The following is a 16,785-nucleotide window of genomic DNA, read 5'->3' on the forward strand; positions in this document are numbered from 1 at the left end:
CCGGTCGTTCTTAGTGCCCAGCGGACGACGGCGGGACTTCCCGCCGTCGTCCTCTTGCGGTTAACGCGGCCTTTCAGGCTCACGTCGGAGGCAGGGGCACAGGGCCAATAGCCGGCACATCCTTTGAACCTTTCACTGGACGGGGAGGGGACCATGGAGCGGCGATCCTACGCCGCGATGAACAGTGCCCAGTCAGGAAAGGGATCCACCGGTAATGGCGGCCCGGTCTCTCCTCGTCCGACGTCACCCGCAACTACGTCCGGCCAGTCGAGCGGTTCCAATTCCCAGTCGGGCGGTTCCTGCTCCCGGCCTTCACCCGGGTCGCCGAGGTACTGCGGCCAGTGCGGGGGTTCCCAGTCTTGTTGTTCGCTGGGATACGAACGTCCCGCAGGTGAGATCCAGCCGGGTGGCTGATCCCGGGTGGCGTCAACCGGCCTCCATGCTGTGGTGTGTCTGAGTCGATGGTGCCGTCGGCATGGCTGGCCCAGGTTGGTGATGCCGGTGCCGCCTCCCTCGGACCAAGCCAACACGTGGTCCGCTTCGTTATCCAGAGAATGGTTATTGCAGCCGGGAAAAGGGCACCGGCCATCCCGAAGCCGCAACCATTGGCGCATCGCCTTCGGGACCCGGTAGCTGGTCCGCCCGATCTCCAGCGGCGCTCCATTCTGCGGATCGGTCAGCACACGCAGAAACGATCCGGCACCGTCTCCCACAAGCCGGCGGGCCATGCTCAGAGGAATGGGACCATACCCGTCCAGCGTCGCCGGGTCCGACGCGGCGCCCAAAAGAGACAGCGCCGGTACGGTCACCAGGACCTGCGCTTTGGGTGACGGGGTTCCCTCCGCCACCCCCGCCAGCAGCCAGTCAGCGGCGACGTCCGCACGGAGTTGGGTCAGGGTCCGGGATTCATTCGACTCCTGCACGGCACGCGCCGCCTCCGTGGCACGGGACCATACAGCCATGGCCACATCCGCGGCCAGATAGGCCGAGAGCCAGGCCATGCCGTCCCGGTCCGGCATATATTCCAGCCGACGCTCCTCCACACCCTTGCGGTGGCGCGTTTCGATGCTTACAAGGTGGTGCACCTCACGCCATCTGCGCGCTTTAGCCCGAAACCTGCCCGGAACCAGCTCGCCCGCCGGGCAGCCCCGCGCGGCAAAGGGAGCAGCGGGGTCCAGGAAATGAGCCTCTAAAGCAGCCGCCGCGGCGGGGTCCAGACCGGACGATTCATCACACATCACCCGCGCGTGTTGCCATGAAATGCTCCCTGCCTGCAGCGCAGACAGCGTGAGGGGCAAACGGGTGGTCAGGGTGGCTGACTCCGCCAGCAGCGCCGCCGCCGATCTTTCACTCACGGTCAGGACACAAGCCACCTCTGCTGTGACCGCCATTTCCTGGGCGGTGCGCTCCTGCGGGGAAACGGCGGGGGCCGCCATGGCGGCGGCTGCGCGGGCGTATCCTGCGGCGAAGTGCACTTTCAGCGCGGCAAGCCTGGCTTCCATGCGGCCCACCTCAGCCATGCCGTCCAGGCACGCGTCCGCTTCGTCCCGGAGAAGGTCAGCGCCAGTCCAGGCCGCGTTCCCGGCTCCGCGACCGGCAAATGCAGCCATCGCAGCGAGAGAGGCCTCCATGGCCTCCAACGTCTCCGCAGCTGCTCTGCCTTCCACACTCACAGCATATGAGGAGGTACCGACAATAACGCCGGCGTCAGAGTTGCAGGCTAGGTCCGTCATCCAGGATCTGCCTGATCGCGATGTTGCCGGGGTGGAGGTCCCCGTGGAGCATCATCGCCGGACCATCCCAGGCTTTGGCGGCACAGGCCTGCGCCCACACCGCTCTCAGCGCTGCCGCCTGCGGGTAACGTTCGTGGTCCCCGAGCCGTTCCACCAGGACAGCGTCCGGGGACCCACCGCACGATGCTCCACGGCCATGGAAAGTCCGACGTCGGCCTGCCGGCGTGGACGGGGACAGGAACCGCAACCGGGGAGCGGCGGGCTATGTCGAGAAGGTAGCGCTGCTCATGCAGTACCAGCGAAGCGGCCTCCGCCCTGCGCGGCAGCCGGACGGCCAGGCCGTCGCCGAGCCGGAAGGTCGCGTTGTCCCAGCCATTCGCAACCCGCGCTAATGGACAGTCGCCGAGGTCGGGCCGCTGGTCCCGGACTAGGCGCTGGACAACGGTGATACTCACTTCCACCGTGGCCGCCGGCATTCGCGCCATTCAGAAATCCGCCTCACCTGTACCTGCAATGCAGTCCGGACCTTCCCTTGTCCAAATATAGTTCAAGACCCCCAAGTGCCGACGCGGCGCGGAACGAGGTCATCGACGAATACCGGACCCTCCAGCCGCGAGTACGCTCCGGCCCTCGGCTGAGCCGCACGCTCACCGCCGACATGGAAGTATTCACTTATGACTATCGATAATGATGACGCCAACCTCCCGGCGCAATTGGACTCCCACGGCCCAGACGACTCAACCGAAGTCAGCCGTAGCTGGGACCACATCGGGGCCATCATTGTCGATGCCGCCTTGCAGCGACGACAGAACTACCACGCGACCGTCAGGCCACGAGTTGTCGCCCTGATCGAGGCGTGGCCGAATGCCGCCACGACCAGTGGATTCCGTCGGCACCTCGATACCGGGACGCTTTCCGAAGTTATCGACTGGCCGTCCCCTGGCCGTCTCGCTCAGGTAGAGGACATGACGCGCGTGTTCGAGAGTCAGGGCATCGAGACGGTAATGGAACTCCGTGGAGCGCTTGGTGACCCCTCCAGCAGGGCAGTTCTCCGGGAGGCTCTTGGCGCTGTGCGGCACGTCAGTCCCAAGACGCTGGATTACATTGACACCCTGAGCGAAATATCAACGGGCGTTGTCGAAGAGTAGATCCCGGGCGGTCCAGCCTGCCAGCATCCAGGGCTCGTCTTGCACGCGGACGACGGCGGGACCTCCCGCCGTCGTACGCTTGCGTTGTGTGCCGCTCCGGCATGCTTGAACGGACATGCCTCGCCGCCGCCCTCCTCGCAGCGCTGCAGGAGCACGCCAAACTGGTGCGGCACGGCGAAGCGGCCGCCGTGGCTGGGCGAGGACTTCGGCAATATTCGCCGTCGTCCTTTTGGGCTACTGGTCTGGAACCCTGCGTCGTCTGAATGGGGTTACGCTCAGCCATTCATGTCGTGCCCGAGACCATTCCCGTCCGCCTTATCACTTCACCGCTACGCATGACCCCCATTAGCTCGAAATGCTCATCAACGACAACCACGTCAGCCCGCATGCCGGCGCGCAGACTGCCGATCTCAGCCTCGAGACCGAGGACCCGGGCAGGAACACAGGTTGCGGCCGCAACAGCCTGAGCAGGGTTCACGCCCGCTTCTATGGTCCGGCGCACCACGTCCAGCAAAGTGGCGGTACCTCCGGCGAGGGATCCGGTGCTTTGCAGCGTGGCCACGCCGGCCTGCACGGAAACGGCTGATCCTCCCAGAGCATAGTCCCCGTCGGGGAGCCCTGCTGCAGCCATTGAATCGGTAACCAGAACGACGTTGTCGGCCCCTACCAGCTGGAAGACCATCTGCACGGTTTCGGGGGCCAGATGAATGCCGTCGGCCACCAGTTCGACGGCGACCGTGCCGGTACCGGCCAGCCGGAGACACGACGCCAGCGGTCCAGGTTGTCGGTGGTGCATCGGGGGCATTCCGTTGAACAGGTGGGTCACCGTCGGCCGCGCCGTCCGTGCGCGCCCCTTCCACAAAGCTAATCCTGCTGCGGCACCTTCCAGTGAGGCGGCAGCCACCGAGGCAGCCGCGTCAGTATGGCCCAGCGATGGCGTGACGCCGTTTTCTATCAGCATCCGGACGAGGTCGTCGGCGCCAGGAAGTTCGGGGGCGTAAGTCATGGTCTTCAGGCATCCACCCGCCTCCTGGAGCAACTCGCGGAGCAATTCGGGGTCGGGATCCCGCAGCCAGTCGGGGTTCTGGGCGCCGCAGCGGGCGTGGGACAGGAACGGTCCCTCGGCGTGGATTCCGGCGATCAGCCCCTCGTCCGCCAGCTGCTTCAGCGTCCGGATGCCCCAGAGCAGGTCCTCGGGCGCTGCCGTGACCAGGCTCGCCAGCAGGGTCGTGGTCCCGGACCGGTGCAGGAAGTCCACCGCGGTACGGCAGCCGCCGTCGTCCCCGGAAGGAAAGTCGCCCCCGGCCGCTCCGTGGCAATGAAGATCCACCAGCCCCGGAAGAAGGATGCTCCCCTCCGGAAGCTCAATCTCCTCAGCGCCAGGCAGGTCCGATGCATCAAAACCGCTCCGCGGCCCCGCGTAGACAATGCGGTCGCCAAGAACGGCAACGACTGAATCAGGACATGCGGCGCCGTCGCTGAAGACGGTACCGGTAAGAACATAGGCCGCGCTGCGACGTTTCAACGTCACGGCCTGCCCCCTTGCGGCACTTTCCTGCCCTGCAACGCAAGGTAGGTCTTGCTGAGGGCCGCGATAGAGGAATCGTACGACTGCTGCGCGACTCCGACGAACACGCAGTCGATGACCATCATCTGGGCCATGCGGCTGCCGAGGGCCCCGGATCGGAACGGACGCTCTCTCGCCGCTGTGGTGAGCACCACGTCGGCAGCCCGTGCCAGTGGCGAGTCGGAATGGTTGGTGATGGCGATCGTCCGGGCGCCGGCCTCCCCTGCGATACGCATCGCCTCGACCGTATCCAGCGTCGAGCCCGAGTGGGAGATGGCAACGGAGACGCAATCGGGGCCGAGCAGGGCAGCCGACGTCCACGCCGAATGCGCGTCCCACCAACTGTGCGCCGTCAGTCCGATCCGATGCAATTTCTGCTGGAGGTCCTGGCCGGCCCAGGCGCTTGCGCCGACGCCGACGATATCGATCCGCCGGGCGCCGGACAGGGCGGCTACGGCGTCCGAGAGCTTGGCGACATCCAGCGCCTCGGCAGTGTCGGCGATGGACATCGTTTCATTGAAGGCGATCTTGGAAACGACGTCCTGCAACGAGTCCGTCTTGGCGATATCCTCATACATCTCGACACCGACATTGGTGACAGCCAGTTCGCGGGTGGTCTCCCGGGCAAGGTCCATCCGGAAGTCGGAGTAGCCCTGGTACCCGATCTTTTTGTAGAACCGAACCACGGAGGTCGTGGAGGTCCCACACTTCTCAGCGAGCCCGCCGATGGACAGCGTGGCTGCGAGGGCCGGTTCGGCGAGGACCGCATTGGCCACCGATTGCTCCGAGGTCCGCAACGACGGCAAGGCCGACCGGATCCGGACCAGGACTGTCCGGGATGATTGGTGACCTGTCACGGCGCTCATCAGAAGCCATCCTCTAACTGTTTGGCCGGACGGAAGCCCCGCATGTAAGTAGGTTACACACAATGATGCTCATCTGTAAGTGTTTGACGCGAGGGGCGGAGGCCGTAAGTTCTCCGGTGATGGAGATCGCAAACCGTCTTCCGAGAGATGGGAATTTTGTGACTTCAGAAAACCACGCCAGCGCCCCATTGAGCAGCCCTTGGCTGGACATCAGCAGCGAGGTGAGAAACCCCCGCACGTTGGACCTGGATCAGCGGACTACACTCGGCATCCTGGAGGCGCTCAACGACGAGGACCGTACCGCACCGGCGGCCGTACGGCAGATTTTGCCCGTGATGGCCGCGCTTGTCGACGCCGCCGCGTAGGTCGGCGATGAGAGCGTCGTGGTGACGAACCGGTTCGCGTATTGGTTGCCGGGCCAGAACGGTAGGCCGTCGCAGCACTTTCGGCCGGCCGGTCGACTCAGCTTCCCCTAAACCTCCGCCACCGGCGCCGCGAACTGCGCCGCATACAGCGCGGCGTACGCCCCGCCGGCGGCCAGCAGCTGCGCGTGCGTCCCCTGCTCCACGATCTGCCCGGCCTCCATCACGAGGATGAGGTCGGCGTCGCGGATGGTGGAAAGCCGGTGCGCGATCACGAAGCTCGTCCTATCGGACCGCAGTGCGCTCATGGCTTTCTGCACCAGCACCTCGGTGCGGGTGTCCACCGAGCTGGTGGCCTCGTCCAGGATCAGCACGGACGGCCGGGCCAGGAACGCCCGGGCAATCGTGAGCAGCTGCTTCTCGCCCGCCGAGACATTGGAGCCCTCGTCGTCGAGCACGGTGTCATAGCCCTGCGGCAGGGCCCGGACGAACCGGTCCACGTACGTCGCTTTCGCCGCTTCCATGATCTCCGCCTCGGAAGCCGAAGGCCGGCCGTAGGCGATGTTGTCCCGGATGGTCCCGCCGAACAGCCAGGTGTCCTGCAGCACCATGCCCATCCGCGAGCGCAGCTCGTTGCGCGTCATCGCGGTGACGTCCACGCCGTCGAGCGTGATCCTCCCCGCGTCGAGCTCGTAGAAGCGCATCATCAGGTTCACCAGCGTGGTCTTGCCCGCACCCGTGGGCCCCACAATGGCCACGGTCTGCCCCGGCTCCGCCACGAGGCTCAGGTCCGAAATCAAAGGCTTGTCCGGCGAGTACGCAAAGGACACGTCCTCGAACGCCAGCCGGCCCCGGGTCACTTCGGGCTCAAGGGCCACCGACGGGTCGGCACTCTGCTCCTCGGTATCCAGGAGCTCAAAGACCCGCTCGGCCGAAGCCACCCCGGACTGCAGCAGGTTCGCCATGGACCCCAGCTGGGCCAGCGGCTGGGTGAACTGCCGCGAGTACTGGATGAACGCTTGAACATCGCCGAGCTGCATCGCCCCGGACGCCACCTGCAGGCCGCCCACCACGGCGATCCCCACATAGACCAGGTTCCCGATGAACGTCATGGCCGGCATGATCAGGCCGGAAATGAACTGCGCGCCGAAGCTCGCCTGGTACAGCTCGACGTTCTTCTGCCGGAACCGTTCTTCCACCTCGCGCTGCCGGCCGAAGACCTTCACGAGCGCGTGCCCGGTGTAGGTCTCCTCGATCTGCCCGTTCAGCTCCCCGGTGTGCGTCCACTGCGCCACGAACAGCTTCTGTGAGCGCTTGGCGATCACCGTGGTGGTCACGAGCGTCAGCGGAATCGTCACAAGGGCGATGATGGCGAGAGTCGGCGACAGGATGACCATCATCACCAGCACCCCCGCCACGGTCAGCACGGAGGTGACCGCCTGGCTGATGGACTGCTGCAGGCTCTGGGAGATGTTGTCGACGTCGTTGGTCACCCGGCTGAGCAGCTCCCCGCGCTGCACGGAGTCGAAGTAGCGCAGCGGCAGCTTATTGATCTTCGCTTCGATGCGTTGGCGCAGCCGGTACACGGTCCGCTGCACTATTCCATTAAGGACGTAGGCCTGCACCCAGCTGAACGCCGAGGCCAGCACATACAACGCCAGCGCCCACAGCAGCACGCTGGACAGCGCGGCGAAGTCAATGCCCGTCCCGGGGGTCAGTGCCATGGCGCTGAGCATGTCCGCTTTTTGGTTCTCCCCCGCGGCCCGGAGCCCGGCGATCAGCTGCGCCTTGCTCACGCCGGGCGGAAGCTGCTTGGAGACGACGCCGGAGAAGATCAGATTGGTGCCCTGGCCGAGCAGCCGCGGGCCGATCACCGAGAACGTCACGCTCACGACGGCGAGCGCCAGGACCAGCATCAGCCACACCTGCTCGGGCCGCAGTTCCCCCAGCAACCGCTTCGCCGAACCCCGGAAGTTCATGGCCTTCTCGGCGGGGATGTTCATCCCCGCAAACGGTCCCCCGCGGCCCGGTCCTCCCGCCGGCCGCGGGATGCGGACGACGGCGGACGCCTCGGCAGGTGCGGCGGCCCCCTTGCCTCCGGGAACGGCGGGTGCCGCGGCCGGCGTCGGCGCCTTGTCGGTGCGGCTCATACCGTCTCCTCCGCTGCCAGTTGCGAGGAAACTATCTCGCGGTAGGTATCCGAAGTCTCCAGCAAGTATCCGTGCGTTCCGTGCCCGACGATCCTGCCGTCGTCGAGCACCAGGATCTGGTCGGCGTCCACGATGCTGGACACCCGCTGGGCGATGATCACCAGGGTTGCTCCGGCGGTGTTGAGTTTCAAAGCCTGCCGGAGCCGGGCGTCCGTGGCGGTGTCCAGCGAGGAGAACGAGTCGTCAAAGATGTAGAGCTCGGGCCGCTTCACCAGCGCCCGGGCGATCGCGATCCGTTGCCGCTGACCGCCGGAGACGTTGGTGCCGCCCTGGGAGATCGGCGCATCCAGCCCGCCCTCCATCTCCTGCACGAAGTCCCGCGCCTGCGCGATCTCCAGCGCCCGCCAGAGCTCGTCCTCGGTGGCGTCGGGCTTGCCGTAGAGCAGGTTGCTGCGGACCGTGCCGGAAAAGAGGTAGGGCTTCTGCGGGACGAGGCCGATGTGTCCCCACAGCAGGTCCGGATGCAGCTCGCGGACGTCGACGCCGTCGATCAGCACCGAGCCGGACGTGGCGTCGAAGAGCCGCGGCATGAGGTTCACGAGGGTGGTCTTGCCCGAGCCCGTACTGCCGATGATCGCCGTCGTCTGTCCCGCGCGGGCGGTGAAGCTGATCCCCGAGAGGACGGGCCGCTCGGCACCCGGGTAGGCGAAGCCGACGTCGCGCATCTGGAGCTCACCGCGGCCGGTCCGGCCGGCGAAGCTGCGCGGGTGCTCCGGGGGCCGGACACTGGACTTGGTCCCCAGCACCTGGCCGATCCGGTCCGCCGAAACGGCCGCACGCGGAATCATGATGGCCATGAACGTGGCCATCATGACGGACATGAGGATCTGCATGAGGTAGCTGAGGAAGGCGATCAGCGTGCCCACCTGCATGGAGCCGTCCTCGATCCGGAACGAGCCGAACCAGATCACCGCCACGGACGAGACGTTCAGCACCAGCATGACGGTGGGGAATGCGAGCGCCATGAGCCGGCCGGCGCGCAGGGCCGTGTCGGTGACGTCCTCGTTCGCCTTCCCGAACCGTGCGGTCTCGATGTCCTCCCGCACGAAGGCCCGCACCACGCGGATGCCGGTGAGCTGTTCGCGCAGCACCCGGTTGACGGTGTCGATCCGGGTCTGCATCAGCCGGAACAGCGGAACCATCCGGGTCACGATCATGCCGACGGCGGCCAGCAGCACCGGAACGCTGACGGCAATCAGCCAGGACAGCTGTACGTCCTGCCGGATGGCCATGATGACCCCGCCGATGCTCAGCATGGGTGCGGTGACCATGAGCGTGGCGGACATCAGCACGAGCTGCTGGACCTGCTGGACGTCGTTGGTGGACCGGGTGATCAGGGACGGTGCGCCGAACCGGGTGACTTCCTGCTCAGAGAACTCCGCCACCCGGGTGAAGATGGCCCCGCGCACGTCCCGGCCCAGGGCCATCGCCGCCTTCGCGCCGAAGTACACGGCCGTGATCGTGCAGGCTATCTGCAGGAACGTCACCACGAGCATCACCGTGCCGGTGCCCAGAATGTAGCCGGTGTCCCCCTTCGCGACGCCCTGATCGATGATGTCCGCGTTCAGTGTGGGCAGGTACAGGGAGGCGATGGACGCAGCCAGCTGGAAGACGACGACGGCGAGCAGCCGCCGCCGTTGCGGCCGCAGGTATTCAACGAGCAGTTTCCAGAGCACCCGGTCTCCACTTCACGCGTCACGGACAGTTTCACACAGAACGATGTGAGGGTCAGTTTACGTCCGGATGCCGTGAGCGGACCGGGTTCCTCTCAGGGCGAATTGGCCGCGTCCTGGGAACCTCCCGCGAAATCACACGCGTTGATGTCGGCCATGAAAGCTACCCCAAGCTCGAAGGTCGAAGACTATGTTGGCTATGCGCCGATGGCAGCGATCCGCGCGTTCCGCGCAGCCCCGAACTCGAGGCTGGCTTTCCTGTATGACTCATAGTCAGGGAGGCTAGTTGGTATCGCAGGAGCCGTGAAGTCGCCTTGGAAAGCGCGCACCTCCTGCGCGCAACGGCAGGAGGCCGCGATCTTCTCGGCCCACTCCAGGGCCGCCTCATACGAAGGCAGCTCCAGCACCGAGCAGCCTCCTTCAAGCTGCGCCGTCTGCGGGTACGTGCCCTCGCGCACGGTCCCATCGCCGTCGACCATGACGGGCGGGATACTCTGATCGATGCCGCCGCCGAACACCCAGTCGCCGGCGTCCTTCGCCTCCTGAACGACCGCGTGCGCCGCATCCGAAACAGCCTGCAGCTCTTCTTCGGGGCATACCATTGCGGCACTGGGAAACGAGATCAGATATTTGGTCATTCGCGTCGACTCCTTCGTCGCAGCACGGCGATCGCGTTCATCCTCGCCGATGCCACCGTGCCGCGCAAGACTGCTGGCTGGAGCAACCCGACCGCGGCTCATCCGCTTTCCCCGTGGTGCTTGCGATCCACTCCCGCCCGGAATACCGTCTCGACCAGCGGTGCAAACCACTAGCGGAAGGCATTTCATGCTGAAGCAAGTCGCTGAGGGCGTGCTCGTTCACGAGAGTGGGTTCCTCCAGAGCAACTCCATTGTCGTGCAGGGCCGGGCCGGTGTGTTGCTCATCGACCCCGGCATAACGGGCGGCGAAATGGCGGCCCTCGGGAACGACCTTCGGGACCTGGGCCAGCACGTCGTGGCAGGCTTCTCGACGCATCCCCACTGGGACCACGTCCTCTGGCACGCGGCCTTCGGGGACGCGCCCCGTTACGGTACGGCGAAGTGCGCGGCTTCCATGCAAGATCTGCTGTCGCACACGGACTGGAAGGCGCGCGTAGCCGGAGTGCTACCCCCCGAGATCGCCGAGGAGATCCCGATGGATCTCCTCGGCCTCATTACCGGACTGCCTGCAGACGCCGCGCAGGTTCCCTGGGATGGCCCCACAGTCCGGATCATCGAGCATCAGGCCCATGTCCCGGGCCACGCGGCGCTCATGATCCAAGAGCGCGGCGTCCTCGTCGCCGGCGACATGCTCTCCGACATCCTGATGCCGTTCCTCGACCTCGAGGCCGCGAATCCGGTCGCGGACTACCTCGCAGCGCTGCGGCTGTTCGAGTGGGCGGCCGACGACGTTGATGCCGTGATCCCCGGTCACGGCTCGGTCGGCGGAGCCGAGCATCTACGGGAACGGATCAAACAGGACCGCGCGTACGTGCAGGCCCTGCGCGACGGCGCTGAGCCCGACGACCCGCGGGTCGGTCCCTCGGCCCCGTTGGAGTGGCTGCCCGACGTGCATCAATGGCAGCTGCAGCGGCTCGCCCAAAAAGCGCAAGACGAGACCCCCGCATCCTCCTCGGATCTCCTCTAGGCGGGCACTGCCTGTGTAGGATCGGGCACTATGGCGCTCCGACTTGTCCAGGTGAATTTCAAGGCTCGGGATGACTCCGCGCTCGGCCGGTTTTGGGCGGACGCGCTCGGCTGGGGTGCTTCCAGCGCGGGACCCGGCGTGACCAATGTTGAACCCATCGGCTTCGTCTGGCCGGATCCAGCCGCGGTCTGTGTCGACGTCGTCACCGTCCCGGACCCCGAGGCGGTGCAGTACCGTGCGCACCTCGACCTCGGCAGCGCCTCTGCGGCCCATCAGGCGGAGCTGGTCTCGCGCTTGTTGGAGCTCGGTGCGACGCGCGCCGACGTGGGCCAGGGTGAAGTGCCGTGGACGGTTCTGGCCGACCCGGAGGGCAACCTGTTCTGCGTGCTGGAGCCTCGACCGATCTACCGGGACACCGGGCCGATCGCGGCGGTGGTGGTCAGCTGTGCGGATCCGCGGGCTATGGCCCGGTTCTGGAGCGAGGCGACGGACTGGACCCTGCACGAGGTGGCCGACGATCTCGCGAGGCTGCGTTCAGCCAAAGGGGTCGGGCCGTACCTGGAGTTCGTTCGCACGCCCGCCGTGAAGACCGTGGGCCGTGTCCATCTCGACCTGAAGCCGTACCCCGGTGATGATCTGGCGGCAGAGGTGGCCCGGCTGCGGGCGCTGGGCGCCACGGACGCCCACGTCGGCCAGGGCGATGTGCCGTGGGCCTGCCTCGCCGACCCGGAGGGCAACGATTTCTGCGTCCTCACCCCGGGCTGACTCAGCCGCCGAGCACCACGTTCGCCGGCGGTTCGCCGGCCAACATGAGGTCGATCTGCCGCTGGAGCAGCCGGCCCATCCTCGGGCGCATCGCCGAACTCGCCCCGCCCACGTGCGGGCTGATGATGACGCCGGGCGTGCGCCACAGCGGGTGGTCCCCCGGCAGCGGCTCCGGGTCGGTGACGTCCAGCGCGGCTCGGATCCGGCCGGAGCCGGTGTGCCGGACCAGGGCGTCGGTGTCCGCCACCGGCCCCCTGGCCACGTTTACCAGCAGCGCGCCGTCGGGCATGGCGGAAAGGAAGGCATCGTCCACCAGGTGCCGGGTGGAGTCACTGAGCGGAACCCCCACCACCACGATGTCGTGCTCCGGCAGCAGGGCGTGGAGTTCCGCAATGCCGTGGACGTGGCCGCGCTCATCCATCCGTCCCCTGCTGGCCACCCGGGTCACGCTGGCCTCGAACGGCAGGAGCCGGTCCTCGATCGCCTTGCCTACCCCGCCGTAGCCAACAATGAGGACGCGGCGGTCGGCCAGGCTGGCGGTGGCCCTGGCATCCCACCGGCCCTCCTGCTGGTTCCGGATGAGGCGGGGGAGCTCGCGCTGGCTGGCAAGGACCAGGGCCAGGGCCAGCTCCGCCGTCGAGGTTTCGTGGACGCCGGCCGCGTTGGCGAAAACCCGGCCGGACGGCAGGAAGTCCGCCACGCCGTCGTACCCGATCGACTGGCTCTGGACCAGGGCAGTGTCCACGGCTTCCAAGCTTTGCAGGACCTGCGGGCCACCCATGTAGGGCGGCACCACGATGTTGATCCGCGGCAGGGGCGGCGCACCGGTGAAGTCCCACTCCAGGACGGTCACGTCCGGGTGCGGCTGCAGGTATTCCCGCAAGGACGCATCCGGCAGACTGACAGTAATTTTCCGGGTCATGAGTGCCAGCGTAGTAGAGCCGACGGCCGTCTGTCGGGCTCGTCCGCATGGGAGTTTCGCCACACTCCGGCGTGCCCCGCGCGTTCCGCGGACTTCGTCCCGCGCGGGGGCATACTTTCAAGAAGCCCCCCACCCCGCTTGAACGGAAAGGTCCTGACCCATGGACACCGCAGGACCGCGCCCGCCGGCCATTCCAGCCGGAAAGCACCGGAGAAACCTGTTCCTGGTGTGGGCCGCGACCGTCCTGGTCCTGGCCTCCAGCATCACGTTCGCCGCGGCGCGCACCGGGCCGCCGCCGCCGTCGGGTTTCCTGGCCGTTGCCCCGTGGACGGCGCAGGAACATCGCGCGGCCGTGGCGGCGTCGGCCATCCCGCCCGGAACCGGGGTGGACCTCGCGGGCGGGATCCAAAAGATCCTCGGTGAGAACGCCGGCCACAGGATCGGCGTCGCGGTGGTGGACACCGGGGACGGGAAGCTGCAGAGCTTCGGCGACGTCTCACCGTATGTGGCTGCGAGCACGGCGAAGATCCTCACGGCGGCCGCTTACTACCACCTGGTGGAGACCGGCGAGAAGTCGCTGGACACTCCCCTGGGCGCTTTCGACGCCGCGTTTCAGCTCAAGGCCATGGTCAATACGAGCAGCGACGACTCCTGGCTCCTGCTGATGCAGGACATCGGCTACCCCCGGCTGATCCAGTACGCCGCCTCGATCGGGATTGCCTACGATCCCGAACAGAACCTCCTGACTCCGCCGGACATGGCGAGGCTGTTGGAACAGCTCTCCACCGGCAAGCTCCTCAACGGCGACCACACCAACGAGCTGCTGGACTACATGCAGCAGACCAACGACGAGGACCTCATCCCGGCCGCCGTCCCCCCGGACATCGCGGTCCACCACAAGTACGGGGTGGTGCTGGGCTACGTCCACGATGCCGCCATCCTGAGTTCCGGCGGGCGCTCGTATGCCGTGGTCATCTACACCTGGGGTCCGGACGACGCCGACAGCGAGGACCGCGTCGAGCTCATCCACGAACTGACGCACGAGGTCACCGGGGCCCTGTTCGGGCGGTGAACGCCCGTCCGGAGTAATACTGAGAAAAGCTTGCCTCCAAGGGTGGCGCCGGCACCGATGCAGGAGCACGATAGGAAATACCGGGTCCGCCGCCAATCACGGACGCCGGCAACGCACGCACGGACCCTGCAGGGTCTGCAACACGCCCGTACTTCGGGCTGATCGAGGCTGCTGGGGCCTCGGGCTTCCTCCCAGCTCACGTGCAGGAGACGCCGCAGTTTTTGGAGCAGGCCTCAATGCCAGGGGAAAGTGGCAGGAACGCGATTGTGCGCTCCATCGGACTTCCCCGTTCCGGGCCTTTCCAGGGGGTCAACGTGATCCGCATACTCATTGCCGAAGACGAAGAGCGAATCTCTCGGTTCATCGAGAAAGGTTTGCGGGCGGCAGGCTATGCAGCCACCGTCGTCGCCGACGGCGTTACGGCGGTGGACTATGCGTCCAGCGGCGAATTTGATCTCCTGCTCCTGGACATCGGGCTTCCCCGCCTGGACGGCTTCACCGTCCTGACCGCGCTGCGCCACGGCCAGGTGGGCATCCCGGTCATCTTCCTCACGGCCCGCGGCTCGGCGGCGGACACTGTCGCCGGCCTGGAGGGCGGCGCAGACGACTACATGGCCAAACCGTTCCGCTTCGAGGAGCTCGTGGCCCGCATCAGGGCCCGGCTGCGGACCGTGGACAACGGCGCCGACGGCGGAGAGGCCCTCCCGGGCAGCATCCTCCGCTACGGGACCCTGGAACTGAACCTCCACACCCACACGGTCCGGGCCGGGGATAAAGTCGTCGAGCTTTCGGCCCGCGAGTTCGCACTGGTGGAAATGTTTCTGCTCCATCCTGGCCAGGTCCTGAGCCGGCAACAACTGCTCAGTCATGTGTGGGGCTACGACTTTGACGGCACGTCCAACGTCGTCGACGTCTATGTCCGCCAGTTGCGGCTCAAGCTCGGCGCGGACCGCATCGTCACCACCCGCGGCGCGGGATACCGCTTTGGCTAGGTTCACGTCGGGCCAGCCGCGAGGGTTTGTGGGCCGGTCCTGACCACAGGGTCCGGCTGCCACCACCGGGAAGGAAGTATCGTGACCTCCTTGCAAGGCCGTCTGCATGTGCTCCGCGCTGCGCCCGCAATGCCGGCTGCGGCCCCCGCCGCGGCCCCCGCCGCTTCCGCCGCGGGCACTGCAGCCTCCGCCGGCAGGGCCGGCGCTCCCGGATCTGCCGGCGTTCCGCCCGGGGCGCCTCCCGGCGCTTCTCCCGGGGCGCCTCCCGCTGGCGGCCCGAAGCCGTCCAGCTGGGGCGCGAAGATCCACTCGGTGCGGTTCCGGGTGGTGGCCGCCATGCTCGGGATGGTGCTTGCGGGGCTGGTGACTGCGGGACTGATTACGTTTGTGGTCCAATTCCAGGACTCCGACACCAAGGTGGATCAGACAATCCTGGACAAGGCCAATTCGGTGGTCAAGGTGGTCCAGAATAACAACAAGGCCACCGCGGATCCCGAGGCCAAGTCGCTCCACGAGGTCGCTGAAGACATCGAACCCCGCAGCAACGAGGTCATGGCCGGAATCGTGGGCGGACGCGTTGAGTGGACCGTCGAGGGCAGTCCTGACCACCGGCTCCTGGACAAGGGTCTCTATCCTGCTGCCGCGGAGATCCGGGACGCGTCCGGGGCCGCCTTCGGCGAGCTCATCGTGGCCGGACGCCCGCTCAGGACCGTCGTCGTGCCGGTGACAGGTACGTCCGATACCTCCGGGACATTCCTGCTGGTGGGCCGCGACGCCGGTGACCAACGCGAGCACAACGTCGCCTCGGTCCAGACCTACTCGCTCGTCGCAGCCGGGACGCTGCTCGCCGCAGCGGTCATTGGCAGCCTGGTCGCCGGCCGGCTCCTGTATCCGCTCCGCCGACTGAGCGAAGCCACGCGGGTGGTCAGCCACGAGGACCTCACCCAGCGGGTGGAGGTGCGCGACCGGGAGGATGATGTGACGCTCCTCGCGAAAACCTTTAATGACATGCTCGAAAGACTCGACGACGGCGCCCAGCAACAGCAACAGTTCCTGGACGACGCCGGCCACGAGCTGCGGACGCCGCTGACCATTCTCCGCGGCCATCTGGAGCTTGTGACCGTCGACGACCCCGCAGATGTCGTTGCGACGCGGGATGTGCTGCTCGAGGAGGTGGACAGGATGCAGCGACTCGTCGATGATCTCCTGCTGCTCGCCAACGCAGGCCACCCTGACTTCATCAGGAAGGAGTTCATCCGGGTCCCGGATTTCCTTCGCCAGGTAATGGAGAAGGTCCGTGTCCTCGCGGACCGCCGCTGGCAGATCGAGGAAACCACAGACTACGTGGTGGAAGCGGATCCGCAGCGCCTCACTCAGGCGCTGGTGCAGCTCGCGGCGAACGCCGTCAAATACACCGGCCGTTCCGCCACGATCGCCCTGGGCAGCAGGATCGAAGGCCCGACGGCGCCGGACGGCACGCCACAGCCGGAGGCGGACTCGCTGGTGCTGTGGATGCGGGACAGCGGCACCGGTATCGCGACGGAGGACCAGCAGCGCATCTTCGAACGGTTCGGCCGGGCCCACCCGGGCCGCGGGCAGGAGGGGTCCGGCCTGGGCCTGGCCATCGTCTCCGCAATCGCCGAGGCACACGGCGGCACCGCCACGGTCGAGTCCGACTACGGCCACGGCTCGACGTTCCTTATCAGGATCCCGCTGCAGACCGTGGGCCTACGCCTGTGATCCTGCCGCCGCTTTCCGCCAGTCTTCGTCCGCTAGCTGGTTTCCGCTAGCCGTTTTCCGCTAGCTGTTT

At 66.8% G+C, this 16,785-nt stretch carries 14 protein-coding genes and 2 pseudogenes; 7 read left to right on the forward strand and 9 right to left on the reverse strand.

Translation table 11 applies throughout. The annotated features are described in order from the left end of the window. Window positions 1-167 precede the first annotated feature (167 nt). From AC1DCZ_RS11880 to AC1DCZ_RS11890, 3 genes and pseudogenes are all read right to left on the reverse strand, one after another. A complete protein-coding gene (locus AC1DCZ_RS11880) occupies window positions 168-1,631 on the reverse strand; it encodes an HNH endonuclease signature motif containing protein (protein ID WP_476974887.1) in 1,464 nt (487 codons plus the stop codon). Window positions 1,632-1,707: 76 nt separating this feature from the next. Beyond that, the gene (locus tag AC1DCZ_RS11885; protein ID WP_476974760.1) at window positions 1,708-1,887 is read right to left on the reverse strand and encodes a phosphotransferase; all 180 of its coding nucleotides are present in this window, start codon (window positions 1,885-1,887) and stop codon (window positions 1,708-1,710) included. Between the two features lie 64 nt (window positions 1,888-1,951). Continuing rightward, a pseudogene (locus tag AC1DCZ_RS11890) lies at window positions 1,952-2,218 on the reverse strand (phosphotransferase); the annotation flags it as partial. Between the two features lie 189 nt (window positions 2,219-2,407). On the opposite strand from AC1DCZ_RS11890, the gene AC1DCZ_RS11895 reads away from it, so the two are divergent. Next, complete coding sequence (locus tag AC1DCZ_RS11895) at window positions 2,408-2,881, forward strand: hypothetical protein (protein ID WP_476974761.1); 474 nt, start codon at window positions 2,408-2,410, stop codon at window positions 2,879-2,881. A gap of 283 nt (window positions 2,882-3,164) precedes the next feature. Here AC1DCZ_RS11895 and nagA read toward each other — a convergent pair whose 3' ends face one another. Beyond that, window positions 3,165-4,412 (reverse strand): N-acetylglucosamine-6-phosphate deacetylase, encoded by a 1,248-nt coding sequence (gene nagA, locus AC1DCZ_RS11900; protein ID WP_476974762.1) that lies wholly within the window; start codon window positions 4,410-4,412, stop codon window positions 3,165-3,167. Continuing rightward, a complete protein-coding gene (locus tag AC1DCZ_RS11905) occupies window positions 4,409-5,314 on the reverse strand; it encodes a MurR/RpiR family transcriptional regulator (RefSeq protein ID WP_476974763.1) in 906 nt (301 codons plus the stop codon). The genes nagA and AC1DCZ_RS11905 overlap by 4 nt, the downstream gene beginning before the upstream one ends. Before the next feature lie 158 nt (window positions 5,315-5,472). On the opposite strand from AC1DCZ_RS11905, the gene AC1DCZ_RS11910 reads away from it, so the two are divergent. Next, the gene (locus tag AC1DCZ_RS11910; RefSeq protein ID WP_476974764.1) at window positions 5,473-5,679 is read left to right on the forward strand and encodes a hypothetical protein; all 207 of its coding nucleotides are present in this window, start codon (window positions 5,473-5,475) and stop codon (window positions 5,677-5,679) included. Between the two features lie 107 nt (window positions 5,680-5,786). Here the strand turns inward: AC1DCZ_RS11910 and AC1DCZ_RS11915 are convergent, their stop codons facing one another. From AC1DCZ_RS11915 to AC1DCZ_RS11925, 3 genes and pseudogenes are all read right to left on the reverse strand, one after another. Next, entirely contained in the window at window positions 5,787-7,826 is a 2,040-nt protein-coding gene (locus tag AC1DCZ_RS11915) for an ABC transporter ATP-binding protein (RefSeq protein WP_476974765.1), read from the reverse strand. Continuing rightward, window positions 7,823-9,562 carry an ABC transporter ATP-binding protein gene (locus AC1DCZ_RS11920; protein ID WP_476974766.1) on the reverse strand — a complete coding sequence of 580 codons (1,740 nt, stop codon included), beginning with the start codon at window positions 9,560-9,562 and terminating at the stop codon, window positions 7,823-7,825. Before AC1DCZ_RS11920 ends, AC1DCZ_RS11915 begins: the two co-directional genes overlap by 4 nt. 305 nt (window positions 9,563-9,867) lie before the next feature. After that, window positions 9,868-10,197: pseudogene (locus AC1DCZ_RS11925) on the reverse strand (YciI family protein); the annotation flags it as partial. A gap of 187 nt (window positions 10,198-10,384) precedes the next feature. On the opposite strand from AC1DCZ_RS11925, the gene AC1DCZ_RS11930 reads away from it, so the two are divergent. Beyond that, window positions 10,385-11,224 carry an MBL fold metallo-hydrolase gene (locus AC1DCZ_RS11930; protein WP_476974767.1) on the forward strand — a complete coding sequence of 280 codons (840 nt, stop codon included), beginning with the start codon at window positions 10,385-10,387 and terminating at the stop codon, window positions 11,222-11,224. A gap of 30 nt (window positions 11,225-11,254) precedes the next feature. After that, the gene (locus AC1DCZ_RS11935) at window positions 11,255-11,989 is read left to right on the forward strand and encodes a VOC family protein (protein ID WP_476974768.1); all 735 of its coding nucleotides are present in this window, start codon (window positions 11,255-11,257) and stop codon (window positions 11,987-11,989) included. 1 nt (window position 11,990) lies between these two features. Here AC1DCZ_RS11935 and AC1DCZ_RS11940 read toward each other — a convergent pair whose 3' ends face one another. Next, window positions 11,991-12,911 carry a 2-hydroxyacid dehydrogenase gene (locus tag AC1DCZ_RS11940; protein WP_476974769.1) on the reverse strand — a complete coding sequence of 307 codons (921 nt, stop codon included), beginning with the start codon at window positions 12,909-12,911 and terminating at the stop codon, window positions 11,991-11,993. A gap of 160 nt (window positions 12,912-13,071) precedes the next feature. Between AC1DCZ_RS11940 and AC1DCZ_RS11945 the strand changes: the two genes are divergently transcribed. The 3 genes from AC1DCZ_RS11945 to AC1DCZ_RS11955 all read left to right on the forward strand — a co-directional run bounded on the left by AC1DCZ_RS11945 (window position 13,072) and on the right by AC1DCZ_RS11955 (window position 16,715). Beyond that, the gene (locus AC1DCZ_RS11945; RefSeq protein ID WP_476974770.1) at window positions 13,072-13,983 is read left to right on the forward strand and encodes a serine hydrolase; all 912 of its coding nucleotides are present in this window, start codon (window positions 13,072-13,074) and stop codon (window positions 13,981-13,983) included. Window positions 13,984-14,297: 314 nt separating this feature from the next. After that, complete coding sequence (locus AC1DCZ_RS11950) at window positions 14,298-14,975, forward strand: response regulator transcription factor (RefSeq protein WP_476974771.1); 678 nt, start codon at window positions 14,298-14,300, stop codon at window positions 14,973-14,975. Window positions 14,976-15,056: 81 nt separating this feature from the next. Continuing rightward, window positions 15,057-16,715, forward strand: a complete 1,659-nt coding sequence (locus AC1DCZ_RS11955; protein WP_476974772.1) for a sensor histidine kinase — start codon at window positions 15,057-15,059, stop codon at window positions 16,713-16,715. The last annotated feature ends 70 nt before the right edge of the window (window positions 16,716-16,785 follow it).

It is taken from the genome of Arthrobacter sp. 10N418 (genome assembly GCF_056394725.1).